Annotated in this window: 28 protein-coding genes; 22 read left to right on the top strand and 6 right to left on the bottom strand. The window is 45.8% G+C overall.

Translation table 11 applies throughout. The features are described from left to right. The first annotated feature begins 139 nt into the window (after nucleotides 1-139). The 11 genes from H8S54_RS09195 to rsfS all read left to right on the top strand — a co-directional run bounded on the left by H8S54_RS09195 (nucleotide 140) and on the right by rsfS (nucleotide 8,420). A complete protein-coding gene (locus H8S54_RS09195; protein WP_186901353.1) occupies nucleotides 140-2,011 on the top strand; it encodes a TIGR03960 family B12-binding radical SAM protein in 1,872 nt (623 codons plus the stop codon). Then, nucleotides 1,995-2,705: a TIGR03936 family radical SAM-associated protein gene (locus H8S54_RS09200; protein ID WP_021924985.1), complete on the top strand. Its 711-nt coding sequence runs from the start codon at nucleotides 1,995-1,997 to the stop codon at nucleotides 2,703-2,705. The genes H8S54_RS09195 and H8S54_RS09200 overlap by 17 nt, the downstream gene beginning before the upstream one ends. Nucleotides 2,706-2,713: 8 nt before the next feature. After that, nucleotides 2,714-3,958 carry a ribonuclease E/G gene (locus tag H8S54_RS09205; protein WP_317259475.1) on the top strand — a complete coding sequence of 415 codons (1,245 nt, stop codon included), beginning with the start codon at nucleotides 2,714-2,716 and terminating at the stop codon, nucleotides 3,956-3,958. Nucleotides 3,959-4,104: 146 nt separating this feature from the next. Next, nucleotides 4,105-4,410 carry a 50S ribosomal protein L21 gene (rplU, locus tag H8S54_RS09210; protein WP_117853582.1) on the top strand — a complete coding sequence of 102 codons (306 nt, stop codon included), beginning with the start codon at nucleotides 4,105-4,107 and terminating at the stop codon, nucleotides 4,408-4,410. 12 nt (nucleotides 4,411-4,422) lie between these two features. Next, nucleotides 4,423-4,746 carry a ribosomal-processing cysteine protease Prp gene (locus H8S54_RS09215; protein WP_117853584.1) on the top strand — a complete coding sequence of 108 codons (324 nt, stop codon included), beginning with the start codon at nucleotides 4,423-4,425 and terminating at the stop codon, nucleotides 4,744-4,746. Between the two features lie 5 nt (nucleotides 4,747-4,751). Further along, nucleotides 4,752-5,039: a 50S ribosomal protein L27 gene (rpmA, locus tag H8S54_RS09220; protein ID WP_015542711.1), complete on the top strand. Its 288-nt coding sequence runs from the start codon at nucleotides 4,752-4,754 to the stop codon at nucleotides 5,037-5,039. Nucleotides 5,040-5,101: 62 nt separating this feature from the next. Continuing rightward, nucleotides 5,102-6,394 carry a GTPase ObgE gene (gene obgE, locus H8S54_RS09225; RefSeq protein WP_173767807.1) on the top strand — a complete coding sequence of 431 codons (1,293 nt, stop codon included), beginning with the start codon at nucleotides 5,102-5,104 and terminating at the stop codon, nucleotides 6,392-6,394. A 64-nt stretch (nucleotides 6,395-6,458) separates the two neighbouring features. Further along, the gene (yhbY, locus tag H8S54_RS09230) at nucleotides 6,459-6,752 is read left to right on the top strand and encodes a ribosome assembly RNA-binding protein YhbY (RefSeq protein WP_021926529.1); all 294 of its coding nucleotides are present in this window, start codon (nucleotides 6,459-6,461) and stop codon (nucleotides 6,750-6,752) included. A gap of 19 nt (nucleotides 6,753-6,771) precedes the next feature. After that, complete coding sequence (gene nadD / locus H8S54_RS09235; RefSeq protein WP_186901379.1) at nucleotides 6,772-7,371, top strand: nicotinate-nucleotide adenylyltransferase; 600 nt, start codon at nucleotides 6,772-6,774, stop codon at nucleotides 7,369-7,371. A gap of 2 nt (nucleotides 7,372-7,373) precedes the next feature. Further along, a complete protein-coding gene (gene yqeK / locus H8S54_RS09240) occupies nucleotides 7,374-7,979 on the top strand; it encodes a bis(5'-nucleosyl)-tetraphosphatase (symmetrical) YqeK (protein WP_173767805.1) in 606 nt (201 codons plus the stop codon). Nucleotides 7,980-8,051: 72 nt separating this feature from the next. Further along, complete coding sequence (gene rsfS, locus H8S54_RS09245) at nucleotides 8,052-8,420, top strand: ribosome silencing factor (RefSeq protein WP_021926526.1); 369 nt, start codon at nucleotides 8,052-8,054, stop codon at nucleotides 8,418-8,420. A 334-nt stretch (nucleotides 8,421-8,754) separates the two neighbouring features. Here the strand turns inward: rsfS and lexA are convergent, their stop codons facing one another. Then, nucleotides 8,755-9,375, bottom strand: a complete 621-nt coding sequence (gene lexA / locus H8S54_RS09250; protein WP_021926525.1) for a transcriptional repressor LexA — start codon at nucleotides 9,373-9,375, stop codon at nucleotides 8,755-8,757. Nucleotides 9,376-9,612: 237 nt separating this feature from the next. On the opposite strand from lexA, the gene H8S54_RS09255 reads away from it, so the two are divergent. The 11 genes from H8S54_RS09255 (at nucleotide 9,613) to H8S54_RS09305 (ending at nucleotide 20,196) form a co-directional block, all read left to right on the top strand. Further along, a complete protein-coding gene (locus H8S54_RS09255; RefSeq protein ID WP_243176756.1) occupies nucleotides 9,613-11,010 on the top strand; it encodes an HlyD family efflux transporter periplasmic adaptor subunit in 1,398 nt (465 codons plus the stop codon). A 52-nt stretch (nucleotides 11,011-11,062) separates the two neighbouring features. After that, nucleotides 11,063-11,758, top strand: coding sequence for a YggS family pyridoxal phosphate-dependent enzyme (locus tag H8S54_RS09260; RefSeq protein WP_021926523.1), 696 nt, complete (start codon nucleotides 11,063-11,065; stop codon nucleotides 11,756-11,758). A gap of 24 nt (nucleotides 11,759-11,782) precedes the next feature. Then, a complete protein-coding gene (locus H8S54_RS09265) occupies nucleotides 11,783-12,421 on the top strand; it encodes a cell division protein SepF (RefSeq protein ID WP_021926522.1) in 639 nt (212 codons plus the stop codon). A gap of 5 nt (nucleotides 12,422-12,426) precedes the next feature. Then, nucleotides 12,427-13,179: a YlmH family RNA-binding protein gene (locus H8S54_RS09270; RefSeq protein ID WP_117853592.1), complete on the top strand. Its 753-nt coding sequence runs from the start codon at nucleotides 12,427-12,429 to the stop codon at nucleotides 13,177-13,179. 16 nt (nucleotides 13,180-13,195) lie between these two features. After that, nucleotides 13,196-14,287 carry a 3-dehydroquinate synthase gene (gene aroB / locus H8S54_RS09275; protein WP_173767799.1) on the top strand — a complete coding sequence of 364 codons (1,092 nt, stop codon included), beginning with the start codon at nucleotides 13,196-13,198 and terminating at the stop codon, nucleotides 14,285-14,287. 6 nt (nucleotides 14,288-14,293) lie between these two features. Beyond that, a complete protein-coding gene (lspA, locus tag H8S54_RS09280; protein ID WP_173767797.1) occupies nucleotides 14,294-14,827 on the top strand; it encodes a signal peptidase II in 534 nt (177 codons plus the stop codon). Nucleotides 14,828-14,886: 59 nt separating this feature from the next. After that, nucleotides 14,887-15,801 carry an RluA family pseudouridine synthase gene (locus tag H8S54_RS09285; protein WP_021926518.1) on the top strand — a complete coding sequence of 305 codons (915 nt, stop codon included), beginning with the start codon at nucleotides 14,887-14,889 and terminating at the stop codon, nucleotides 15,799-15,801. Between the two features lie 127 nt (nucleotides 15,802-15,928). Continuing rightward, nucleotides 15,929-16,567: a cytidylate kinase-like family protein gene (locus tag H8S54_RS09290; RefSeq protein WP_021926517.1), complete on the top strand. Its 639-nt coding sequence runs from the start codon at nucleotides 15,929-15,931 to the stop codon at nucleotides 16,565-16,567. A 198-nt stretch (nucleotides 16,568-16,765) separates the two neighbouring features. Continuing rightward, the gene (locus H8S54_RS09295; protein WP_186901354.1) at nucleotides 16,766-18,205 is read left to right on the top strand and encodes an AI-2E family transporter; all 1,440 of its coding nucleotides are present in this window, start codon (nucleotides 16,766-16,768) and stop codon (nucleotides 18,203-18,205) included. A 4-nt stretch (nucleotides 18,206-18,209) separates the two neighbouring features. Next, nucleotides 18,210-18,656: a D-aminoacyl-tRNA deacylase gene (gene dtd, locus H8S54_RS09300; RefSeq protein ID WP_021926515.1), complete on the top strand. Its 447-nt coding sequence runs from the start codon at nucleotides 18,210-18,212 to the stop codon at nucleotides 18,654-18,656. Between the two features lie 484 nt (nucleotides 18,657-19,140). After that, nucleotides 19,141-20,196 carry a tyrosine-type recombinase/integrase gene (locus H8S54_RS09305; protein ID WP_021926514.1) on the top strand — a complete coding sequence of 352 codons (1,056 nt, stop codon included), beginning with the start codon at nucleotides 19,141-19,143 and terminating at the stop codon, nucleotides 20,194-20,196. Nucleotides 20,197-20,320: 124 nt separating this feature from the next. Here H8S54_RS09305 and H8S54_RS09310 read toward each other — a convergent pair whose 3' ends face one another. The 5 genes from H8S54_RS09310 to minD all read right to left on the bottom strand — a co-directional run bounded on the left by H8S54_RS09310 (nucleotide 20,321) and on the right by minD (nucleotide 24,228). Further along, nucleotides 20,321-20,740: a hypothetical protein gene (locus H8S54_RS09310; RefSeq protein ID WP_021926513.1), complete on the bottom strand. Its 420-nt coding sequence runs from the start codon at nucleotides 20,738-20,740 to the stop codon at nucleotides 20,321-20,323. A gap of 161 nt (nucleotides 20,741-20,901) precedes the next feature. Further along, nucleotides 20,902-21,957 carry a D-alanyl-D-alanine carboxypeptidase family protein gene (locus H8S54_RS09315; RefSeq protein WP_117853602.1) on the bottom strand — a complete coding sequence of 352 codons (1,056 nt, stop codon included), beginning with the start codon at nucleotides 21,955-21,957 and terminating at the stop codon, nucleotides 20,902-20,904. Next, the gene (locus H8S54_RS09320; protein WP_021925856.1) at nucleotides 21,954-23,114 is read right to left on the bottom strand and encodes an FtsW/RodA/SpoVE family cell cycle protein; all 1,161 of its coding nucleotides are present in this window, start codon (nucleotides 23,112-23,114) and stop codon (nucleotides 21,954-21,956) included. The genes H8S54_RS09315 and H8S54_RS09320 overlap by 4 nt, the downstream gene beginning before the upstream one ends. A 4-nt stretch (nucleotides 23,115-23,118) precedes the next feature. Further along, the gene (gene minE, locus H8S54_RS09325) at nucleotides 23,119-23,361 is read right to left on the bottom strand and encodes a cell division topological specificity factor MinE (RefSeq protein ID WP_186901355.1); all 243 of its coding nucleotides are present in this window, start codon (nucleotides 23,359-23,361) and stop codon (nucleotides 23,119-23,121) included. An 84-nt stretch (nucleotides 23,362-23,445) separates the two neighbouring features. Beyond that, on the bottom strand, nucleotides 23,446-24,228 hold the full coding sequence (minD, locus tag H8S54_RS09330) for a septum site-determining protein MinD (RefSeq protein ID WP_021925857.1): 783 nt from the start codon (nucleotides 24,226-24,228) through the stop codon (nucleotides 23,446-23,448). Nucleotides 24,229-24,275 lie beyond the last annotated feature (47 nt).

Below are 24,275 nucleotides of genomic sequence, written 5' to 3' on the forward strand. Positions count from 1 at the left end.
AAATGCCGTTTTCGGGGTAAAAATAGGTTCAAAAATGAGCATTATTTTTCCCACTTATTCAGAAAAAAAGTCACTATCCAAATCTAAACAGAAGAAGTTCTGTATTTGGCAAATAGTGACAAATCGTGAAAGGAAAAGAATGAGAAAATTAGCACTTAGTGACGAAATATTACTCAGCGTTGACAAAGCAGCCCGTTATATCGGCGGGGAGGTCAACTCTGTGATGAAAAATTTAGACGGGATAGATGTCCGTGTGGCGTTTTGTTTTCCGGATGTCTACGAAATCGGTATGTCCAACCTGGGTATGATGCTCCTCTACAACATGTTCAACAAGCGCCCGGACGTATGGTGCGAGCGTGTATACTCTCCGTGGCTTGATCTTGACAAGCTTATGAGAGAAAAAAATATCCCATTATTTGCATTGGAATCTCAGGATCCCATTAAGGATTTTGATTTCCTGTGCATCACCCTTGGCTATGAAATGTGCTACACCAACGTGCTTCAGACTCTGGATCTTTCCCAGATTCCGCTAAAAGCAGCTGACCGTGACCAATCATGTCCAATCGTAATCGGCGGCGGTGCATGTGCGTACAATCCGGAACCTCTGGCAGACTTTTTCGACCTGTTTTATATTGGTGAAGGTGAAACCGTCTATGATGCACTTTTTGATGCATATAAGGCCAATAAGGAAGCAGGAGGCAGCAGAGAAGACTTTCTTCTGAAAGCAGCACAGATCCCAGGAATTTATGTTCCGGCATTTTATGATGTCACTTATAAGGAAGACGGCACCATCGCTTCCTTTACACCAAATCGCCCGGGAGTTCCCGAGAAAGTACAGAAGCAGCTGATCGTAAACATGGATAAAGGCTACTGTCCAATTGAAAAACCGGTTGTACCATTTATCAAAGCAACACAGGACCGTGTAACACTTGAAATTCAGCGCGGCTGTATCCGTGGCTGCCGTTTCTGCCAGGCAGGTATGATCTACAGACCGCTGCGTGAGCGTGATGTTGAAGAGCTGAAAGCGTCCGCCAGAGCCATGCTGAAGAATTCGGGACATGAGGAAATTTCCCTCAGCTCCTTAAGCTCCAGTGATTACACCCATCTGGAAGAGCTGGTAAACTTTCTGATTGATGAGTTTAAATCTGCAGGCGTAAACATTTCCCTGCCATCCCTTCGTATCGATGCCTTTGCCCTGGATGTAATGAGCAAGGTGCAGGATATCAAGAAAAGCAGTCTTACCTTTGCTCCGGAAGCCGGTTCCCAGAGGCTTCGTGATGTAATCAACAAAGGCCTTACAGAAGAGGTTATTCTCCACGGTGCAAAAGAAGCCTTCGTAGGCGGCTGGAATCGTGTGAAGCTTTATTTCATGCTTGGTCTCCCGACGGAAACTGAAGAAGACATGAAAGGAATCGCTCATCTGGCTGAGCGCATTGCAGAAGAATACTATGATACTGTTCCCAAGGAAAAACGCCATGGAAAAGTACAGATCGTGGTCAGCACTTCTTTCTTTGTGCCTAAGCCATTTACTCCATTCCAGTGGGCACCAATGTACACAGAGCAGGATTTCATTGATAAGGCAAAGGTTGTTAAAGAAGAGATTCGTGCCCAGTTGAACCAAAAAAGCATCAAGTACAACTGGCATGAGCCGGATGTTACTACACTGGAAGGCTTCCTTGCAAGAGGTGACCGCCGTGCTTCTGAGGTCATTTTAAAGGCCTATGAAAAAGGCGCTCTTTATGATGCCTGGTCTGAAAGCTTCCGCTACGATATCTGGAAGGAAGCTTTTGCAGAGACTGGCATTGACATTGAATTCTACACTCTTCGTGAGAGAAGCACAGACGAGATCCTGCCATGGGATTTCATTGATGCAGGCGTAACCAAGGAATTCCTGATCCGGGAATGGAAACAGGCCAAAGGCGAGGTGGTAACTCCAAACTGCCGCCAGAAATGTGCAGGCTGCGGAGCAAGACGTTATAAAGGAGGCGTATGCTATGAAGGTAAGAATTAAATTTACAAAAGAAGGCCCTATGAAATTTGTAGGCCATCTGGATACCATGCGCTACTTCCAGAAAGCGGTTCGAAGAGCCGAACTGCCCATCGCTTTTTCCGGCGGATACAGCCCCCATATGATCATGTCCTTTGCAGCTCCTCTTGGAGTTGGCGTTACCAGCACAGGAGAGTACTTTGACATGGAGCTTACAGAAACTCTTCCCACTGATGAGATCTGCCAGCGCCTTGACGCGCAGATGGTCCAGGGCGTTAAAGTTTTAAGCGCCCGCCAGGTGGAGGATGGAAAAGCAAGCAAAGCCATGTCCCTTGTTGCCGCCGCGGATTATCTGGTAGAATTCCGTGAGGGCAAAGCACCAGAAGAAGGCTGGCAGAACAAAATTGAGGAATTTATGAAGCAACCTGAGATTCTGGTCACAAAAGAGACCAAAAAAGGGGAAAAAGAGGTAGATATCCGTCCTTTCATCTATAAAATGGCTTTGCAGGAAAATGACCGCATTTTCTTAAGCCTTGCATCTGCAAGCGCCAACTACACCAAACCGGATGCCGTCATTGCCGCCTTTGCCAAATGGCTTGGATGGGAGCTTCCGGAATTTGCATGCATGATCCACCGTCTGGAAGTGTACGCAGATCTGGGAGACGAGAAGAAGCACAACTTTGTTTCCCTTGAATCATTAGGGGAAGAAATTAAATAAACAACCAGGTGAACCAATTGAGTAAACTAATCATAACAACCATGGAACTTGACGGCAATCAGTGCCATGCCTGTGCAATCGAGGAAGAAAACCAGATCATGGAGCTTCGTCTGGAAGCTGCCTCCCGCCAGTCCATTCTTGGAAATATTTATGTGGGACAGGTGGAAAACATTGCTGCAAACATCCAGGCCGCATTTGTACTGATTGCCCCTGGCGTGCGCGGTTATTTTCCCATTCAGGAAGCGGAGCATGTGATCTATGCCTCTGGAAAAGCCCTTGGAAGCCCCCTTCGCCCGGGAGATCAGATCCTTGTCCAGGTAAGCCGGGATGCCATGAAAGGCAAGCTTCCAGCCCTTACCGCCAACTTAAATTTCACAGGCAAATATCTGGTCCTCACAACAGGGGAAAAGAAATTCGGCCTTTCCGGCAAGCTTTCCGGCACGGAACGTCACACCCTTTCTTCCTGGCTGGAAGAGGAAGCAGCGCGTCCTGACAAAGAATATGGCCTTATCGTCCGCACCAACGCCGCACAGGCAGAAAAAAGCGAAGTCTTGCAGGAGCTTTCCTATCTGAAGAACCTCTATGAAAAAGTTGCGGTAAACGGCAGAAGCCGCACCTGCTTCAGCGTCCTTTATGAGACGGAACCGGTTTATCTCACCACCCTTCGGGATATTTACAGTGAAAACCTGACCGACATTGTGACAGACGATCCTCACATTTATGAGCAGATCACTTCCTATCTGAAGGAAACAAGCCCGGGAGAAGAGAGCAAGGCCCGTTTTTACCAGGACAAGCTCCTTCCATTATATAAGCTTTCCCGTCTGGAAAATGCCCTGGAGGAAGTCCAAAAAGAAAAAATCTGGCTGAACAGCGGCGGATTTATTGTGATCCAGCAGACCGAAGCCTTCGTTTCCATAGACGTAAACAGTGGTAAATTTACCGGAAAGAAAAAGGCAGAGGAGACCTACCGCAAGATCAATCTGGAAGCGGCAAAGGAAATTGCAAGGCAGCTTCGCCTGCGCAATTTATCCGGGATCATTCTCATCGACTTTATCAATATGGCAAATCCGGATCACAACGACGAGCTGTTCCACGTGCTTCAGAAATACCTGCGAAAAGATCCGGTGAAATGCAAAGCGGTAGATATTACGCCGCTGCATATTCTGGAGATGACCAGGAAAAAAGTCAGACGGCCTGTGATTGAAGAGATCAGACAGATAAGATCAGGTAGCACAATAGCAGATGCCAAATAAAATTTCAAAATTTTACAAAATATTTTAAAAAACCACTTGACGAACAGGGATCACCCTGTTATTATAATCAAGTATGCCGCACAAAGAGGTTTAAGAGCCATAAGGCCACCATATTTGGCGAGTAAAGTCTATAGGAGGTGCCACAAATGTACGCAATTATTGCAACAGGTGGTAAACAGTACAAAGTTGCTGAAGGCGACGTAATCAGAGTTGAGAAGCTCGGAGTTGAAGCTGGTGAAACCGTTACTTTTGATAACGTAATTGCAGTTAGCAATGAGGGATTAAAAGTTGGAGAAGACGTTAAGGATGCCAGTGTTACCGCTTCTGTAGTTGAGAACGGAAAGGCTAAGAAAGTCATCGTTTACAAGTACAAGAGAAAAACTGGATATCACAAGAAAAACGGTCACAGACAGCAGTACACCAAAGTTAAAATCGAAAAGATCAACGCTTAATCTGGTGCTGTTATGATCAATATTACAGTTAAGAAGAGAAATGGCTCTTATCTGGATTTTCTGTCCAGAGGACATGCAGGCTATGCCGAAGAGGGACAGGATATTGTATGTGCCGCTGTATCTGCTTTGATCATCACAACTGTGAATTCACTTGATGCATTCACAGAAGAGAAGATTGAGGTTGGAGAGGATGACGGATACGTATCCATCCATTTTAAAACAAATCCTAATACTGAGCGCGGGAAGCTTCTTATGGATTCCCTTATTCTCGGATTAACAGAAATTGAGCATAGTTATAACAATCGATATTTGACAGTAAGAGTCAAGGAGGTGTAACAACAATGATGAAGATGAACCTTCAGTTATTCGCACATAAAAAGGGAGTTGGTTCTACAAAGAACGGTCGTGATTCCGAGTCCAAGAGATTAGGTGCGAAGAGAGCAGACGGACAGTTTGTTAAAGCCGGCAACATCCTTTACAGACAGCGCGGAACTAAGATCCATGCAGGTGAGAACGTAGGATGTGGAAAAGACTATACCTTATTTGCACTGACCGATGGTGTTGTAAGATTCACCAGAAAAGGCCGCGATAAGAAACAGGTTTCTATCGTACCAGTAGAGGCAGAGTAATCAGTAGAGCAAGAGGCTTCAAATCTATAAAGGTTTGGAGCCTTTTCTTATAAAGGAGATTTATGTTCGCAGACAGAGCTACCATTATAATCCGTTCCGGTAAAGGCGGCGACGGCCATGTAAGCTTCCGCAGGGAAAAATATGTACCTGACGGCGGTCCGGATGGCGGCGACGGCGGTAAGGGCGGAGACGTAATTTTTGAGGTAGACGAGGGACAGAATACCCTCGGAGACTACCGTCATAAGAGAAAATATAAGGCAGAAGACGGCCAGGAGGGCGGCAAAAAGCGCTGCCACGGAGCCGATGGAGCTGATATTATATTAAAGGTACCGGAAGGCACCGTAATCATGGACGCAGCTTCCCGCAAGGTTATTGCAGATATGTCCGGCGACAATCGTCGTCAGGTCGTTCTGCGCGGCGGACGCGGCGGCAAGGGAAACCAGCACTATGCAACTCCAACTATGCAGGTTCCCAAATATGCACAGCCAGGTCAGCCTTTCCAGGAGCTTGAAGTTCTTCTGGAGCTTAAGGTGATCGCTGACGTTGGACTGGTAGGTTTTCCTAATGTAGGTAAATCCACCTTTCTTTCCCGTGTCACAAATGCAAAGCCAAAGATTGCCAACTATCACTTTACAACTCTTAGCCCGAATCTTGGGGTTGTGGATACTGAGAATGGCGGATTCATCATCGCAGATATCCCAGGTCTGATTGAGGGAGCTTCTGAGGGCGTAGGCCTTGGCCACGAATTCCTTCGCCACATCGAGCGTACCAGAGTTTTGGTACACATTGTAGACGCAGCTTCCACAGAGGGCCGCGATCCTATTGATGATATTTACAAGATCAACAAAGAGCTTGAGGAGTACAATCCGGAGATTGCAAAGCGTCCTCAGGTAATTGCAGCCAACAAAGTGGACTGTATTTTTGACGATGGTCAGGAGAATCCCGTTGACAGACTCCGTAAGGAATTTGAGCCTAAGGGAATCAAGGTATATCCCATTTCCGCAGTTACCGGACAAGGTGTGCGTGAGCTCCTTTTCCACATTAAGGAACTTTTGGATAGCTGTCCGAAGAAGGCTATCGTATTTGAGCAGGAATTCTTCCCGGAGGATGCACTGATCAATGAGACCCTTCCATTTACCGTGGAGATCGATGAGGAGGATCCCTCCGTATTTGTTGTGGAAGGACCCCGCATTGAGAAAATGCTGGGCTACACCAATCTGGATTCTGAGAAAGGCTTTGCCTTCTTCCAGCGCTTCCTCAAAGAGGGCGGCATTCTGGAGGAACTGGAAGCAGCCGGAATTCAGGAAGGCGATACCGTCCGCATGTATGGATTTGAATTTGATTATTACAAATAAACCATTGATTTTATGTATTTTGCAGCCTGTGATGTATAATCGGCTGCAGTTCAGGAGATAAATTATGACAAGCAAGCAGAGAGCATATTTAAAAGGTCTTGCCATGAAAATGGATGCCATCATCCAGCTTGGCAAGGGCGGTCTTACACCTGAGAACACCAAAGCCGTTGACGAAGCTCTTGCAGCCAGAGAGCTGATCAAGATCAGCGTGCTGCAGAACTGTCTGGAGGATCCGAAGGAAATGGCACAGGTTCTTGCAGAGCGCACTCATTCCCAGGTTGTACAGGTAATCGGCAAAAAAATCGTATTATACCGTGAAGGTAAAAAAGAGAAGAAGAAAATTGAACTGCCAAAATAATCACAGAAAAATCGGGATTATGGGCGGAACCTTTGATCCCATCCATATGGGACATCTGATACTTGGCGAGCAAAGCTATGAGCAGCTGAAGCTGGATAAGGTATTGTTTATGCCAGCCGGAAATCCTCCGCACAAGAAGAACCGAATTGGCAGAGCAGCTGATGAGCAGCGTGTAGATATGGTCCGCCTTGCCATTTCAGATAATCCTCACTTTGAACTGTCTCTTGCGGAAATGAACGAGACCGGTTACACTTATACCTACCGCACTCTGGAGGAATTAAAGGAATCAAATCCCGATACGGATTATTATTTTATCATCGGAGCCGATTCTTTATTTGCCTTTGAAGAGTGGCGTGAGCCCGGACGTATCTGCGCAGCCTGCACTCTTGTAGTTGCTGTGCGTGATCACGCTTCCAGGGAGCAGCTTCGCGAGAGAATCCAGTATCTCTCAGAGAAGTATCATGGACATTTTGTTATTCTGGATACTATGAACATTGATGTATCCAGTCACCTGATACGCCAGTGGATAGCCAAAGATAAAAGTCTGAAATACTACGTTCCGGATCTTGTAATCTCTTACATGAAGGAAAATGGAATCTACAGAAAGAAGGAAGTCTGACCATGGCAGATTATGATTTTGCGAAAATAGAAAAAAAGCTTTCCAAGTATCTGGATGAAGATCGTTTTCAGCATACCATGGGAGTCATGTACACCAGTGCCTGCCTAGCTATGGTACACGGATATGATGTGAAGGATGCACAGGTTGCCGGTCTTCTTCATGACTGTGCCAAATGCATCCCAAATAAAAAGAAACTGAAAATGTGCAGTGAGCATAATATCCCGGTTTCTGATTTTGAACTTGGGCATCCTTTTCTTCTCCATGCAAGATTAGGGGCATATATTGCTCATGAAAAATACGGAATTGACAATCAGGAGATTCTTTCTGCCATTAATTACCATACTACAGGCAGATGTGATATGAGTCTTCTGGAAAAGATTATTTATATTGCGGATTACATTGAGCCTATGCGCTATAAGGCAAGCCGTTTGCCTGAAATCCGTAAAATCGCATTCCAGGATCTGGATGAGTGTATGTATGAGATTCTTAAAGATACGCTGGAATATCTGGAAGAGGATTCAGCTGAGGATATCGAGCCAACTTCCAGAGAAGCTTATATTTATTATAAAGAATTACATAATAAACGCGGCAATGTTACCAATAGCTGACAGCGAAATGAAAGTTTCTGCCGCATAGCAGAAACCGCTGTACTGTTACTACTATACCGAAAGGAGCAGAACATGAGTACAGTAAGCACAGAAAAAATGATGGCACAGATTGCCTGCAAGGCAATTGATGATAAAAAAGGACAGGATATCAAGGTAATCGATATTCATACTGTTTCCGTAATTGCAGATTACTTTGTAATCGCAAGCGGTACCAACTCCAACCAGGTTCAGGCGATCGTAGACAATGTTGAGGAACAGCTTGGACGTGCTGGATTTGAAGCAAAGCAGATCGAGGGAAACCGCAATTCCAGCTGGATTCTCATGGATTACGGCGATGTGATCGTGCATGTATTTGATGAAGAGAACCGGCTTTTCTATGATCTGGAGAGAATCTGGAGAGATGGAAAAGTGCTGGAAATGGATGAATTTCTGGAGAAATAATGTATGATAAAAGCCGTATGGGCAAACTCGTCTCAAACCTAAGAGACAGAAGATGCTCATGCGGCTTTTATTTTACTCACAAATCCTGCATTCTTTCAGACATAAGCTCTTTCACTTCTGATTCATCGGCTGACAATTCTACGCATCCTGACATATATCGTTCTATAAGTTGTCAATAATAATATTATGTAAATAAAGCACTTAAAAAATTAATCTCTTATATTTTGGTACCTTTCAAAATATAAGAGATTAAGAGTCCCTGCATACTCCGAACGGCTTTCTGCAGGATTTGCATCATACTTTACGGAAATGAGTATGGGGCGCACTTTAAAACTTACTGATAAAAGCGCATCACACCGAATACTTTCCCCAGAATCTTTACTTCGCCTGTGACGATGATCGGATCCATGGCGTCATTCTCCGGCTGAAGACGGTAGTAGCCTTTTTCTTTATAGAAGGTCTTCACTGTGGCGGAATCCTCTACCATGGCAACTACAATATCTCCATTATCAGCCGTAGGCTGCTGCTTCACAAGCACCTGGTCGCCGTCGAAGATTCCGGCATTGATCATGCTGTCACCCTTAACCTTAAGCATGAAGCTCTGCTCATTAGGCATGAACTCTGATGGGATCGGGAAATAGCCTTCTACGTTCTCCACGGCAAGAATAGGCTGTCCGGCAGCTACCGTTCCTACCAGGGGAACGTTCACCACTTCACGGCGGACCAGATTAAAATTGTCGTCAATAATCTCAATGGCTCTCGGCTTGGTGGCATCGCGGCGGATGTAGCCGTTCTTCTCAAGGGCTTCTAAGTGCGCGTGAACAGAAGAGGTGGATTTCAGATTTACGGCCTCACAGATTTCACGGACTGCCGGTGGGAAGCCGCGGTTCAAGATTTCACTTTTTATATAATCCAGGATTTCCTGCTGTTTTTTACTGATTTTACCATATGTCATAAGAGTTTTCCTCCGAAATTCATTCAACTTTTTTCTATCATATCATATTTTTCTTTATTAAGCAAACAGATATTCTGAAAATATGTTCGTTTTCCTCTTTTTTGTTCACAGACTTTTCTTCTTGTTTTCCTTGTGTTCAAAGGCAAAAAATGGTACAATTGTTTGGCACGAATTGAACGATTACAAAACAGATATGTTGCCGACAGGCGACATGATCAAAACAAAGGGGGAATCTGCTTGTCCGAAAAGAAAACGAACAAACCGGGGCATATGGCCGGGCTTCTTGTACAGTTGAAGAAAATATTCGGACTCAACATCGCCACCATTGCTTTTGGTGTTTTGCTGATTTATATGGTATTTACAGCAGTCCTTTTGATCACCTCCACACATATAGAGTCCTATCAGGTAACCACAGGCCCCCTTTCCCGGAATGAAACCTATACCGGCCTTTCCATTCGGGAGGAGAGTGTATTTAAGGCAGAGTCATCCGGTTATGTGAATTATTACGCAAGAGAAGGCAGCAAGATCAATGCCGGCGGAGCGGTCTACGGCTTAAGCTCCGGCAAGACCTCCGAGACTTCCGCGGCACTTAGCTCGGAAGACCTGGCGAAAATCCGCAGCTCCATGCTCAGCTTTTCCAAAAGCTTTTCCGGAAGCAAGTTTAACAATACCTACAGTTTCAAGAACCAGCTGGAGGGCAGCATTCTTCAGTACGAGGGAATCTCCACAGACGGGAATGCCAGTTCCCATGTAGTTTCCATTGGGGGACAAAACGTATGCAAGGCCCAGGAGGACGGAATTATCCTGTATTCCATGGACGGCTATGAGAATAAAACGGTTGATACCCTCACAGCAGAGGATTTTGACCAAACCTCGTACCATGAAACAGATCTGAAAACGGATGCCCAGATACAGACGGGAGATAATATTTATACCAATATCACCAGTGAGCTGTGGAGCCTGATCATTCCACTCAGCGATAAGCAGGCTGCCAAGCTGCAGGGACGCACCACCATCCGTGTGAAATTTCTCAAGGATGGCATGACCCAGAGCGGTGATTTTTCCATTGTCAAAATAGATGGGGCCAAATACGGCAAGATTGATTTCAGCCGCGGCCTGATCCGGTACGCATCAGAGCGTTTCCTGGATATTGAGCTTGTTACCAACACGGTAACCGGGCTTAAGATTCCCCTTTCCGCTACCACTTACCGGGATTTTTACGTGATCTCTTCCGAGTATTCCACCACAGATGCCAACGGCGTCATCGGCTTTAACAAGGTTTCCAAGGATTCCGACGGAAACACAGTCAAAACCTTCATCAAAGCTGGAATTTACGGAAAGCTGGTCACCGGCTATGATTCCTCGGGTAAAAAGGAAATCTGCGATTATTATGTAGATAAAAGCGCATTCAAGGAAGGAGATGCACTGGTAAAGAATAATTCCAACCAGCGCTTCATTGTCAGCGAGACCATATCCCTGGAAGGCGTATACTGCATTAATCAGGGCTACCCTGTTTTCCGTTGGGTTGAGATTCTGGATCAGAATGAGGAATATGCCATCATTTCCAGTTCCACTTCCTACGGCCTTTCCAGATATGACCGCATTGCCAGGGATTCTTCCCAGGTGAAGGAATAAGATTTTTCTATTTCTATTGATTGATATACCATTTTTAAGGAGGCTTATAAAAATGTTAGCTGAAAATTTACAGCAGGTAAATGCAAATATTGAAAAAGCCTGTGCTGCTGTGGGGCGTGCTCCCAGTGAGATCACACTTGTTGCCGTAAGCAAGACCAAACCCGTATCCATGCTTCAGGAAGCTTATGATGCCGGAGCCCGTGTTTTCGGGGAAAATAAAGTCCAGGAGATCATGGACAAATACGATCAGCTGCCCTCTGATATCCAGTGGCACATGATCGGCCATCTCCAGCGCAACAAGGTGAAATACATCATTGACAAGGTTGCCATGATCCATTCCGTGGATTCCCTGCGTCTTGCACAGACCATTGAGCAGGAGGCTGCCAAGAAGGAGCTGGTGATGCCGATTCTTCTGGAAGTAAACGTAGCAGAAGAGGATACCAAATTTGGTCTTAAAGTAGAAGAAGTGCTTCCGCTTCTGGAGCAGACCAGCAGTTTTTCTCACATTCAGGTCAAAGGACTTATGACAATTGCGCCTTTTGTAGAAAATCCAGAGGAAAATCGCGAAGTTTTTCGTACATTAAAAAAATTAAGTGTTGACATTAGTGCCAAAAACATTAATAATGTTACTATGAGTGTTCTGAGTATGGGTATGACCGGAGATTATCAGGTTGCTGTCCAGGAAGGCTCGACTATGGTACGCGTAGGTACTGGAATTTTTGGTGAGCGTAATTACGCCACAGTGTAAGAAGACTAAGATTGGAGATTGAAAATGAGCGTTTTTGATAAATTACTGGATACTATTAAGCTGAATGATGATGACTATGATGAAGATGGTTATTTGGATGAAGATTTAATGGATGATGACGAAGAGGGCGATTTCTTCGATGATGATCCTATGGATGACAAGCCTAAGAAGAAATTTTTCGAGAAATTCGGCCGCAAGAAAGAGGATGACTTCGCAGATGAGGAAGAGACCTTCAAGGAAGAGCCGATACATACTGCTGCCGCTCCGAAGCCAACAGCAGCCAAGGCTCCTGTGAAACAGCCGGCTGAGAAACAGCGTCCTGCCGCATCTTCCAAGATCACTCCAATGAGAAGCAGCCGCCGCGCCAACCAGGCTTCCTCTATGGAGGTTTGTGTGATCAAGCCAGCTTCCATGGAAGACACCCGCGAGATTGCAGACACACTCCTTGACAATGCAACTGTAATTCTGAACCTGGAGGGCATTGATGTAGAGCTGGCACAGCGTATCATTGACTTCGCATCCGGCGCATGCTATTCCTTAAATGGATCTCTTCAGAAGATTTCCAGCTATATTTTCGTACTTGGACCGTCTTCTGTTGACATTACAGGTGACCTTCAGAATATTCTTGGCGGATCTACACCGTCCGTAAGAGCTGGTTATTAATTTTTATGGATAAGGACGATTTTTTACTTAAGAGAATCCGGGAGCTGGCAAATCTCTCTTATCAGAGAGATATTGTCACCTTTACGGATTTTCTTAACTTAAATGAACAAAATATGCTTGCCACCCTGAAGCTCCGGCAGATGGGCGTAAGTGTGAAGCTTTTTGGCGGCTACAACCATGCCGAGCGGCAGATGGCGGCCTTTTATCCAGGTACTGTAGGCTTTTCCTGGGAATATCCCATCGACTGCCTTAAGATCATCCCGAAAGCCCTTCGTTTTTCCGAAGAGCTGGGACACCGGGACTACCTGGGCGCGATTCTGAACCTGGGCGTTGACCGCAGTGTGGTTGGAGACATTCTCATTAAGGATAAAGAAGCCTGGGTTTTCTGCCTTCACAAAATGTCAGATTTTTTTATAGACAATCTGGTCCGCGTGCGGCACACCACTGTGCTTGTTACCAGGGTAGAGCAGGCAGAGGAAATTCCAGAACCGCAGTTTGAAGCTATCAGCGGCACCTGTGCTTCCGTTCGCCTGGATTCCCTGATCGGACTGGCTTTTCAGACGTCCAGAAGCAGTATGGTTTCCTTTATTGAAAGCGGTCTTGTGTTTGTAAACGGCAAGCTGATCACGTCCAATGGCTATGAGCCTAAGGAGGGAGACATTATTTCCGTCCGCGGAAAGGGGCGCTTTATCTACGACGGCGTTTCCAGACAGACCAAGAAGGGCAGGCTGGGCGTGCGGCTTCGCAAATATATCTGAAGAGAGGACGATTACTATGGCAGAAGAAAAATTACTGGTGAAACGCGACGGGGATTTCTGTTACCCCATTTATTTTGAAAACGACTTTCAAGCTCTTTCCGGTGCATTGAAAGAAGAGGGGCTTGCAGGCAAAAAAATGTGCATCGTCTCTGATTCCACCGTTGCTCCCCTTTATGCAGAGCAGGTGAAGGCAGAGCTTCTGAAAATAACCGATCATGTCTGCCAGTTCGTGTTCCCGGCTGGTGAAGCACATAAGAACCTGGACACAGTGGAAGACCTGTACCAGTGCCTGATTGAGAACGGACTTGACCGCAAGAGCCTTGTGGTTGCTCTTGGCGGCGGCGTAACAGGGGATCTTTCCGGATTTGGGGCCGCGACCTATCTTCGGGGAATTGATTTTATCCAGATTCCAACCACCCTTCTTGCGCAGGTAGACAGCAGTGTAGGCGGCAAAACCGGCGTAGATTTCAGACAGTTCAAGAATATGGTAGGTGCCTTCCACCAGCCCCGTCTGGTTTATATGAACATGGCCACCCTTCAGTCCCTTCCAGAGCGCGAATTTGGCTGCGGAATGGGCGAAATCTTAAAGACCGGACTGATTTGCGACAAAGAGTTTTTCGACTTCGTATGCGCCAATTACGAGGTAATACGCACAATGGATCCTGGAATGCTAGCTGTAATGATCCGCAGATGCTGTGCCATCAAGGCTGGCGTTGTAGAGCGTGACCCTAAGGAACAGGGCGAGCGTGCCCTTCTCAATCTTGGCCACACCATCGGACATGCTGTAGAAAAGCTGATGAATTTCCAGCTGCTTCACGGACAGTGCGTGGGAATCGGCCTGGTTGCCGCAGCTGCCATTTCCAAAGAGCGGGGACTGCTTACCCAGGAGGAATACCAGCAGGTATGCCATGCACTAGAGATTTACAATCTGCCTTTATATGTGGAGGGACTTTCCCCACAGGATATCCTTGCCGCTACCAAAAAGGACAAAAAAATGGAACAGGGACAGATCAAATTCATTCTCATGGACGGTCTTGGAAAGAGCTTCATTGACAAAACAGTTACAGATGAAGAGCTTCTTGTGGGAATCCATGCGATCTGCAGGTAATGCCCTATGAAAGAGCAGACACTGTCCCAGGACAGACGAACCAGGCCATTAAAGGCTCCCAGGCTAAAAGGCTTCCTGCTGATCCTGTTTCTGGTGCTTTTTGACCAGATTACAAAGCTTCTTGCAATCCGTGGCCTGAAGGACAACGCAGGCGTTACCCTGATTGACCGCGTTCTGGTGCTGCGGTACCTTGAGAACCGGGGCATGGCATTCGGGCTTCTTCAGGGCAGGCTTTTGTTTCTGGTGCTGATCTGTCTTGTATTTTTTGCAGCCATTATCTACCTTTTTGTAAAGGCTCCGGCTACCGCCTATTACGGGCCCCTGCTTTTTACTGCAGCAGTTGTATTTTCCGGGGCTATGGGGAATTTTATTGACCGTGTTTTCCGCGGATATGTGGTGGATTTCATCTATTTTTCCCTGATTGATTTTCCCACCTTTAATGTAGCTGATATTTACGTTACCTGCGGCATTATTGCCCTGGTATTTCTCATCTTTTTCCGCTATAAGGAAGAGGATGACTTTGATTTTCTGAAACCGTGAACACCAGGCAGGAAGCTTCCTTTGACCGCTTCCATGCCGGAGAGGAGTTTTGAAATAATATGGAACTGTTAGAGTTCACCGCAGCAGATGAGGAGGCAGGGGTTCGCATAGACCGCTGCCTTTCTGATAAATATGAGGATCTTTCCCGCTCTTATCTTCAGAAGCTTCTGAAGGACCAGGGCGTAACCGTCAATGGGAAGATTGTAAAAGCAAATTACAAACTGCAGGCCGGGGATCTGGTGCAGACCACTGTGCCGGATTTAAGCGAGCCGGACATCCTTCCGGAAAACATTCCTCTTGATATTCTGTATGAGGATGATGACGTACTGGTGGTCAACAAACCCAAGGGAATGGTGGTGCATCCTGCAAACGGACACACCAGCGGAACCCTGGTAAATGCCATTATGTACCACTGCCAGGGAAATCTTTCCGGAATCAACGGAGTAATGCGTCCCGGCATTGTCCACCGCATTGACAAAGACACCACCGGGGCACTTCTTGTGTGCAAAAATGACACCGCACACCGGGATCTGGCCCAGCAGCTGAAGGACCATACCATCAAGCGCCGATACCGGGCTATTGTTTCCGGCAATTTGAAGGAGGATGAGGGAACCGTAGAGGGGCCAATCGGCCGTCACCCTGTTGACCGCAAGAAAATGGCCATCAACTACAAAAACGGCAAGGATGCCGTCACCCATTATAAGGTTCTGGAACGTTTCGGGAACGCCACCTATATAGAGTGCCGTCTTGAGACAGGCCGCACCCACCAGATCCGTGTACATATGACCAGCCTTGGGCATCCCCTTCTGGGCGATGAAATCTACGGCTCCGGCAAAAATCCCTACCATCTCCAGGGACAGACCCTTCATGCCATGGTCCTTGGGTTTGTACATCCCCGGACCGGAGAGTATATGGAATTTTCTGCACCTTTGCCAGAATATTTTCTTAATTTGTTAGAAAAATTAAGAAAATAGTTGTCATTTTACCCAGATGTAGTGTATAATAGTCTTACAATATTTCTGTGAAACGCCATTTACAGAAAAAACGTTGCTGCGCACGAAGTTGACAGTGACAAAGGAATTGCAGAAGGGAGTGGCAGCTATGAACAATACTACAAGTTCAATTATTACCATCGGACGTGAATACGGAAGTGCCGGAAGACAGATTGGCCAGGAAGTAGCCAGATATTTCGGAATCAAGTGCTACGACAAGGAGCTTCTGGAGCATGCAGCAAATGACAGCGGTATCTGCAAGGAATTATTCGAGAATCACGATGAGAAGCCTACCAACAGCTTTTTGTATTCTCTTGTAATGGATACCTATTCTTTTGGATATTCTTCTGCGGGATTTACAGACATGCCTATGAACCATAAGGTTTTCCTGGCACAGTTTGAGGCCATCAAGAAGCTGGCTGCAGAGGGACCGTGCGTTATGGTCGGCCGCTGTGCGGACTATGCACTTGCAGATAACAAGGACTGCTTCAGTGTGTTCGTCCATGCGGATCTGGACTGGAGAATCAATCGTATTGCAGGAAAATACAATAAAACTCCGAAGGAAGCCAAGGATATGATCACCAAGACGGATAAGAGCCGTGCAAGCTATTACAATTACTACACCAATAAGAAATGGGGCGCAGCTGCAGGCTACAGCCTTTGCGTTGACAGCGGAGTGCTTGGCATTGAGGGTGCTGCGCAGGCGATCATCAATACCATACATATTTTCGATGACCTGAAGAAATAATTCTTTTTCAGTAATGAAATAAACGGCGTCAGGCTCACCTTTTTCCTGAAGGCAGGAGAGAGGTGAGCCTCTTTATTATTTTATACTTTTTTAATAAGACAGTTCGGCGATAATATGATATAATGAAAGGAACCGCTGTTATGGTAAACGAAGCCATATATTTTCAGCAATTATGTTGCAGGAGGATGATCGAATAAGATGAAATTACGCTGGGACAATCAGCATGTTCGCTGGGGAGTGACTGCCTTCCTTGTAATTGCAGCCAGTATGCTTTTTTATTACGGTGTTTTCCATATGAAGACCCTGATCACAGGAATCCAGACCTTTCTTGGAATCCTTACACCTATTGTTTATGGAGTTGTGATCGCATTTCTTCTCACACCTCTTCTTAATTTTCTGGAGAAGACAATCATTTATCCCATTCTTCAGAAGAAAGAGGTCACAGTAGGAAAGAATGGACGCAAAGCGATCCGCTGGGCCTGTATCCTTTTGTGCATGTTCCTTTTCTTGGCACTGATTTATGCCTTGATCATGATGGTTCTGCCGGAGTTGATCCGAAGCGTTATGAACCTGATCTACAGCTTTCCAACCTATATGAAAGCCAGCCAGAAATGGCTTCAGAGTGTTTTGGAGAAATGGAATCTGAACAGTCAGGCACTTGATACCCTGGATCAGTACACTTTAAATGCCCAGAATTACCTGACACAGAATATTCTTCCTCAGATGCAGGAGATGCTGAAGAATATTTCTGCCGGTGTTTTTGACCTGATCAATTTCCTGAAGAACTTCCTGATCGGAGCCATCGTTTCCCTTTATCTGATGGCAGACAAGGAAGGCTTTATCGCCAAGGCGAAAATGCTCACATATGCAGTATTTTCTCCGCAGCACGCGAATTTTATCATCCGTTCCATGCGCTTTACCAATAAGACCTTTATCGGCTTTTTCATTGGAAAAATACTGGATTCTGCCATCATCGGCGTGCTGTGCTATATTGGCATGAACCTTCTTAGCATGCCATACATCCTTCTGATCAGTGTGATCATTGGCGTAACCAACGTAATTCCGTTTTTCGGACCTTATCTGGGAGCGATTCCAAGTATCTTCCTGATTTTGCTGGTGGATCCGCTGCAGGCTGTTTATTTTGCGATCTTTATTCTGGCCCTTCAGCAGTTTGACGGCAATATCCTTGGACCGAAGATTCTGGGAGAGTCTACCGGATTGTCCAGTTTCCTTGTTATCGTTGCCATCCTGATCGGAGGCGGTATTTTCGGAATTCCTGGCATGATCATCGGTGTTCCGGTGTTTGCAGTTCTCTATGCAGCGCTGGATAAGCTGGTTCATTTTAGCCTGGTTTACAAGAAGGTTCCAGATCAGGAGCAGACTTACGTGAACATTGACTGCCTGGACCCTGAGACCCACGAGCCGGTTCTTTTCCCGGAGGAAGAGCCTAAGCACGCCCAGACTCCAAGGCGTACCGCAATGCTGGAATTTACCCTTACATTGCTGAAAACCATCCAGAAAATTCTTATTACCATCTGGACATTTATTAAGAAATATTCACTGATTATTTATGCAAAAGTCAGACAATTAATAGAAGAGTACAAACAGAAAAAAAACATCAAAAAGGACGGACAGTAATCATATGAGACTTTTAATACAGCGCGTCAATCATGCCGATGTTAAGGTAGACGGGGAAACCGTTGGAAGCATCGGCAAAGGATTCCTTGTACTGGTTGGCGTTGGTCAGAATGACACCAGAGAAATCGCAGACAAATACCTGAAGAAAATGCTGGGGCTTCGGATCTTTGAAGATGCCAACGGCAAGACGAACCTTTCCCTGGCAGATGTAAATGGGGAGCTTTTGATGGTTTCACAGTTTACCTTGTATGCAAACTGCAAAAAGGGAAACCGGCCAAGCTTTATAGAAGCCGGCGCACCGGATCAGGCGAATGAGCTTTATGAGTATATGTTAAAGGAAGCTGCCAAGGTTGTTCCAGTTGTTCAGCACGGCGTGTTTGGCGCAGACATGAAGGTTTCCCTGGAAAACGACGGACCATTTACGGTGATGCTGGACGAATCCATTCTGTGAGCATGGCTGCATCATTGATTGTACAAATTACAAATACGGTAGAATTAGAATTGAAGCAGCTGATAAAATCATCAATTATTATGAAATAAAAATCTAATTTATTAATGCACATAAAATATGCTGGAAATTCATAAAAACGCCGGAAAGGCAGGAAGAAGCGGCTGATCCGGCGTTATGTTCCTCATCTCAATCTATACGACAAACCCGAGTTTTTCATATAGATAGGCCTGGAAAGAAGCCACTTCTCTGGATAAACGGCTATTTGGCCGTTTAATGGCCATCTAGACTGTATTTTGGGGCTTTGTTTTTAATTGCATTTTTTGCTAATTATTTTATTGTTTACCCGTTGCTTTTTAGAATTTTATTTCTCATTGCCATGTACTTTATTACCTTACATATCATTGCCCGTTGTCTTAGTTGAAACGCAGCTATACATTTATCATCACATTCTATAAACAACGAACTTTATAAAGGAGAATTTTTCATGGATAAAAAAGTCACTTACCACGAACAAACTGACGTTGAAAATACCTTGCGGCTTCGTGACGTTCTGAAAACCTTGCCTCCATTTTGCAGGGATTTCTTTCGTGCCATTGAGCCACGTACCACAACCAAAACCAGAATTTCCTATGCCTATGACATCCGGATTTTCTTCCAGTTCCTCTTGGAGCAAAATCCAGTTTTCAAGGACTGGTCTATGGATGCCTTTACTGTAGATATTCTGGATCAGATCACAGCCATTGATCTTGAGGAATATGAAGAATATCTGAAGGTTTACCAGGCCGGCGACAAAACTGAAACCAACGGCGAACGCGGCCTGAAACGCAAAATGTCTTCCTTAAGAAGCTTTTATGCCTATTATTTCAAACGGGAAATGATCCATACCAATCCAACGGTCCTGGTAGACGTTCCGAAAATCCACCAGAAAAGCATCATCCGCCTGGAAGCCGATGAAGTTGCCCTGCTTCTTGATTATATCGAACACGGCGGCGATGACCTTACCGGACAGAAAAAGGTCTACTACGAGAAAACCAAGGACCGCGACCTCGCTCTCGTCACTCTCCTGTTGGGAACAGGTGTTCGTGTTTCGGAATGTGTCGGTCTTGACATTGAGGATGTAGATTTCAAAAATAACGGAATCAAGGTTACCCGAAAAGGCGGAAATGAAATGGTTGTATATTTCGGCCCTGAAGTAGAAAAAGCCCTGAAAAACTACCTGGAAGTGCGCAAAAATATCGTCCCTGTAGAAGGCCACGAGCACGCTCTCTTCTACTCTACCCAGCGCAAACGGATTGGCGTCCAGGCCGTCGAAAACCTGGTCAAGAAATACGCCCGCCAGGTTACCACCACCAAGAAAATCACCCCTCACAAGCTCCGCAGTACCTACGGTACCGCCCTGTACCAGGAAACAGGGGATATTTACCTTGTAGCCGATGTTTTGGGTCACAAGGACGTCAACACCACCAAGAAGCATTACGCTGCCCTGGACGACTCCAGACGCCGTCAGGCCGCCACCGCAGTGAAGCTGCGTGAGGACTGAACCATTGAAATACATATAAGGCCAACAGCCAGAAAAAGGACACATCCCATAACGAGTCGTGTCCTTATGTACCTCTGGTTTGGTTTTACTGAATTTTATAGCTGCAATATCATATCATCTGTGATTATAATGCTACTGCAATCTTATCCTGTAATGCTTCTGGTAACTCTTCTTTATCAAGAGAAATACTTACAACTACGGAAATACCATATTTCTCGCTGATCTTGTTCAGCTGCTCAAGAGTATCTGTAACGTCTGCATCTTCCAGCTTGGAAACCTTCAGGAAGCTGTCCAGATAAATCTGCTCAAGATCGTGATCCTGAGAAATAATACCGCAGATAAAACCTACAAACTCGTCTGCATTCTTCAGCGGATAAGAGGAAACGTCGATAAGACGTACCTTGTTGTTAAGCTCATACATGTGCTTGGTACTCTTGTCAAGATAAACAATGCTTCCATTAGCTTCTTTCACTGCATTGTTTACTCTGTCTAAGAGCACTTTTGTTTTGCCTTTGCCTTTCTTTCCTACGATCAGTTCAACCATGATGTTTTCCTCCTTAGACAATATGATATTAAATTTTACCAAAAACCTTGTTTAATATAATTCATATTATAGTATAATTTTTCTAAAAAGACAAGAGTTTTTTTGAAATTTCTGTCTATTTTTCTCAATTGTGTAAAAACTGCACAATTCAGCAAACTGCGTCAATTGATGTTCTGCAGCAAAGAGGACATCTGCTGGTAAAGCTCATCCTTGGTAGAAGCTCCCATAACAATAGAGATATACGGCTTTCCGTATGCGTTCTGGCTTAACAGGGCAAGACAGTTGCCGGCATTGTCTGTGGTACCGGTCTTTCCTCCAAGAATAGTCACATTCTTAGGCGGAGTCGCCTCTCCGGTCAGATAATGGTCTGTGGCTGTCAGAGTCGTGCTTGCGCTGCTTCCGTCTGCATGGGTGTATTCTACCGTATAAGAGCCCATCTGGGTAATCTGGGTAAATTCCGGATAATTCAGTGCTTCCTTCAGCATCAGGTAAATATCATATGGCGTGGTATAATGATTTTCGTCCTGCAGTCCGTGTGGGTTGGTAAAATGGGTTCCCGTGCAGCCAAGCTCTTTCGCAAAGCTGTTCATCATCTCCACAAAGCCCTCTGTAGAGCCTCCTACATGGGTTGCAATGGCGGAAGCTGCATCATTTCCGGAATACACCAGAAGACAATGCAGAAGCTGATCCATGGTCACCTGATCCCCGGCCCAGAAGCCGCAGACCTGAGAACCGGATTCCAGATCCAGATTCTCCTGGGTAATGGTCACTACATCATCCATATTTCCATATTTCAGCGCCAGCATGGCAGTCATGATCTTGGTGATACTGGCTGGATATACCTTCTCAAGTGCCTGTTTGGAATAAAGCACCTGCCTGTCATCCAAATCCAGAAGAAGCCCTTTCTGGTTCTCTCCAAGGGAAACCCCATCCATAGGAACATCCGAAACCACCACACAAAGCTTCTTGGCAAAGCCATCCGCCCGCAGGCTGTCTGTCCCTGTAATTCCGCCGGAGAACTCCCGGGAGGCCATATAAGGCTCATCCAGCTTGCCAAACAGCGTTCCGTTTCTTAAAAGATAAATAGACCCGATTCCCGCTCCGCCAAGGAAAATCAAAAGGAGCACCAGCAAAATGGTTTTCTGGATCCTTTTTTTCCTGGATCTGCGAAATTTGGCGGACTTACGCCTGGAGTTGTTTTTTTTCGCCGCTGTCATAAGTATTCCTCTTTCTTATCAATTTCTTTTTTCTTCAGTTCTTTATTGTATGCGCTGCTCTGCAGACCTACATTCATCACCAGTCCCATACCGATAAACAGACTGATCAGAGATGTCAGGCCGTAGCTTACAAAGGGCAGCGGCGTACCTGTATTCGGTGCAAGTCCGGTGGCAACGCAGATATTCAGAAAGCTCTGTATGGCTACCACGCTGCCTACCCCGCAGCAAAGTATTTTCCCCGCAAGATCCTTGGCTCGAAGACTCATTCGTATGCACTCTATCGAAATCAGCAGAAGCAGAATCACAATGGCCGTGCACCCGATAAATCCATACTCCTCTCCTGCAACCGCAAAAATAAAGTCCGTCTGGTTCTCCGCAACGAAGTTTCCTTCATTTACAGAAGAAACATAGCCGTCACTGGTCAGTCTTTTTCCCACCAGCTCTCCGGATGCGATCGCAGTCTTGGAGTTGTTCTGCTGTTCAATATCTTCCTGATATTCCGCGTTCTCCGGGTATAAGAAAGACATGATACGGTCTCTCTGATAGCTCTTGATTAGAGTCTGATCCGGCTGCACCACTATGGAAAGGAAAATAACTGCCAGCGGCACCGCGATCAGGATTGCCCCGCCGATAATCTTGTAGCTTAAGCCCGCCACATACAGCAAAATACAGAAGATCACCGTTACAGTAATGGTATTTTTCATATCCGGCTGTGCATAGATCAGTGCAAGGGGAACCGCAAGAAGGATTGCCGACTCTGCAAGGATCTTAAACGTATTGATATCATCCTCATGGTCCATAAAAAACTTGGCAAAAAACAGGATAATGATAATCTTGGAAAGCTCGGTAGGCTGGAAACGGAAGCCTCCGATATCCAGCCATCTTGAAGCACCTCCTGCCTCGCTTCCGAACAATCGTACGCCAATAAGCATAAGCAGATTAAAGCCATACATGATCCACTGGAAATTCAGGATCCAGGAATAATCCATTAGCGATAAAATAATCAGGATCACAACTCCCGTCACAACTCCCAACAGCTGTTTGTTGCGAAGATCCGGGGACGCGCTTGCAACCAGCTGTACTCCAAACAAACTGATGGCAAGCAGCAGGGCTACCAGCTTAAAATTGTAAAAACGCAGCTTATACTGTCTAATCATATATCTATTTGTCCTTTTCCCTTTGCACAGGAATGTACGCCATAAGAACCGGCGGCTCCTGTGAAATCTGTATTTTCACTTTACTTTCTTCTATGGAAACATACTTTTTCACAGTATGTACCAGGTCACTTTTTAACATTTTCATCATCTGTGGGGAACATTCAATACGCTCGGAAATCAGAAGAAGCTTCATTCTGTCCCGGGCATATCCTGCTGAACGCCTTTTCTCATGTAAAAAGGTCTTCATAAGAATTCCTCCTCGCGGCTTGATGATTTACATAAAACTTTTATTGACAACTATCAGGATCCAGTCTGTCCTTCCTGCACTCTCTCAGTGTCTTTTAAATAGTCTGGAAAGCATGCCCTTCTTCTGACGGATCTGGGCAAAAGGAACTTCCTCCCCCATAAGCCGCCTGCAGATATTGCGGTACTCCTCCTCCGCCTGAGAGTTTCGGCCGGATAAGGGCTCTCCCTGATTGGTCGCCACCACGATCTGCTCATCATCCAAAAGGGTTCCGATCAGATCCACAGCCAGAATTTCCGTCACATCATCCACAGACATCATATCCCCTCTGGCAATCATATCCGGGCGAAGCCTGTTGATAATAAGATGAATGTCCCGCAAGTCATTGGCCTCCAGCAGGCCGATGATCCGGTCCGCGTCACGAATGGCGGAAACCTCTGGAGTGGTAACTACAAGGGCCTTGTCAGCACCTGCAATGGCGTTTTTGAACCCCTGCTCGATCCCGGCTGGACAATCCAGAAGAATATAGTCAAATTCTTCCCGCAGATCATCTGTCAGCTTGATCATCTGCTCCGGGGATACCGCCGTTTTATCCTTGGTCTGGGCAGATGGCAGCAGATACAGCTCCGGATGACGCTTGTCCCTGATCAGTGCCTGTTTCAACCGGCAGCTTCCATGAACCACATCCACCAGGTTGTAAACGATCCGGTTCTCAAGTCCCAGCACAACGTCAAGGTTTCGAAGACCGATATCCGTGTCCACAACCACTGTTTTTTTGCCCATCATAGCCAGTCCGGTTCCAATGTTGGCAACGGTAGTTGTTTTTCCCACACCGCCTTTTCCGGATGTAATGACAATGACTTCACCCATTTTTTCTGATTCCTCCTAAACAAAATGTTCCAAAATCCTGGTATTCC

The organism is Blautia segnis (assembly GCF_014287535.1).
Taxonomy (GTDB): domain Bacteria; phylum Bacillota; class Clostridia; order Lachnospirales; family Lachnospiraceae; genus Blautia_A; species Blautia_A acetigignens.

Excerpts from the sequence above, each read along its gene's own strand:
- H8S54_RS09195 (WP_186901353.1), top strand. The coding sequence starts at position 140 with ATGAGAAAATTAGCACTTAGTGACGAAATATTACTCAGCGTTGACAAA.
- H8S54_RS09200 (WP_021924985.1), top strand. The coding sequence starts at position 1,995 with ATGAAGGTAAGAATTAAATTTACAAAAGAAGGCCCTATGAAATTTGTA.
- rplU (WP_117853582.1), top strand. The coding sequence starts at position 4,105 with ATGTACGCAATTATTGCAACAGGTGGTAAACAGTACAAAGTTGCTGAA.
- H8S54_RS09215 (WP_117853584.1), top strand. The coding sequence starts at position 4,423 with ATGATCAATATTACAGTTAAGAAGAGAAATGGCTCTTATCTGGATTTT.
- rpmA (WP_015542711.1), top strand. The coding sequence starts at position 4,752 with ATGATGAAGATGAACCTTCAGTTATTCGCACATAAAAAGGGAGTTGGT.
- obgE (WP_173767807.1), top strand. The coding sequence starts at position 5,102 with ATGTTCGCAGACAGAGCTACCATTATAATCCGTTCCGGTAAAGGCGGC.
- yhbY (WP_021926529.1), top strand. The coding sequence starts at position 6,459 with ATGACAAGCAAGCAGAGAGCATATTTAAAAGGTCTTGCCATGAAAATG.
- nadD (WP_186901379.1), top strand. The coding sequence starts at position 6,772 with ATGGGCGGAACCTTTGATCCCATCCATATGGGACATCTGATACTTGGC.
- yqeK (WP_173767805.1), top strand. The coding sequence starts at position 7,374 with ATGGCAGATTATGATTTTGCGAAAATAGAAAAAAAGCTTTCCAAGTAT.
- rsfS (WP_021926526.1), top strand. The coding sequence starts at position 8,052 with ATGAGTACAGTAAGCACAGAAAAAATGATGGCACAGATTGCCTGCAAG.
- lexA (WP_021926525.1), bottom strand. The coding sequence starts at position 9,375 with ATGACATATGGTAAAATCAGTAAAAAACAGCAGGAAATCCTGGATTAT.
- H8S54_RS09260 (WP_021926523.1), top strand. The coding sequence starts at position 11,063 with ATGTTAGCTGAAAATTTACAGCAGGTAAATGCAAATATTGAAAAAGCC.
- H8S54_RS09265 (WP_021926522.1), top strand. The coding sequence starts at position 11,783 with ATGAGCGTTTTTGATAAATTACTGGATACTATTAAGCTGAATGATGAT.
- H8S54_RS09270 (WP_117853592.1), top strand. The coding sequence starts at position 12,427 with ATGGATAAGGACGATTTTTTACTTAAGAGAATCCGGGAGCTGGCAAAT.
- aroB (WP_173767799.1), top strand. The coding sequence starts at position 13,196 with ATGGCAGAAGAAAAATTACTGGTGAAACGCGACGGGGATTTCTGTTAC.
- lspA (WP_173767797.1), top strand. The coding sequence starts at position 14,294 with ATGAAAGAGCAGACACTGTCCCAGGACAGACGAACCAGGCCATTAAAG.
- H8S54_RS09285 (WP_021926518.1), top strand. The coding sequence starts at position 14,887 with ATGGAACTGTTAGAGTTCACCGCAGCAGATGAGGAGGCAGGGGTTCGC.
- H8S54_RS09290 (WP_021926517.1), top strand. The coding sequence starts at position 15,929 with ATGAACAATACTACAAGTTCAATTATTACCATCGGACGTGAATACGGA.
- H8S54_RS09295 (WP_186901354.1), top strand. The coding sequence starts at position 16,766 with ATGAAATTACGCTGGGACAATCAGCATGTTCGCTGGGGAGTGACTGCC.
- dtd (WP_021926515.1), top strand. The coding sequence starts at position 18,210 with ATGAGACTTTTAATACAGCGCGTCAATCATGCCGATGTTAAGGTAGAC.
- H8S54_RS09305 (WP_021926514.1), top strand. The coding sequence starts at position 19,141 with ATGGATAAAAAAGTCACTTACCACGAACAAACTGACGTTGAAAATACC.
- H8S54_RS09310 (WP_021926513.1), bottom strand. The coding sequence starts at position 20,740 with ATGGTTGAACTGATCGTAGGAAAGAAAGGCAAAGGCAAAACAAAAGTG.
- H8S54_RS09315 (WP_117853602.1), bottom strand. The coding sequence starts at position 21,957 with ATGACAGCGGCGAAAAAAAACAACTCCAGGCGTAAGTCCGCCAAATTT.
- H8S54_RS09320 (WP_021925856.1), bottom strand. The coding sequence starts at position 23,114 with ATGATTAGACAGTATAAGCTGCGTTTTTACAATTTTAAGCTGGTAGCC.
- minE (WP_186901355.1), bottom strand. The coding sequence starts at position 23,361 with ATGAAGACCTTTTTACATGAGAAAAGGCGTTCAGCAGGATATGCCCGG.
- minD (WP_021925857.1), bottom strand. The coding sequence starts at position 24,228 with ATGGGTGAAGTCATTGTCATTACATCCGGAAAAGGCGGTGTGGGAAAA.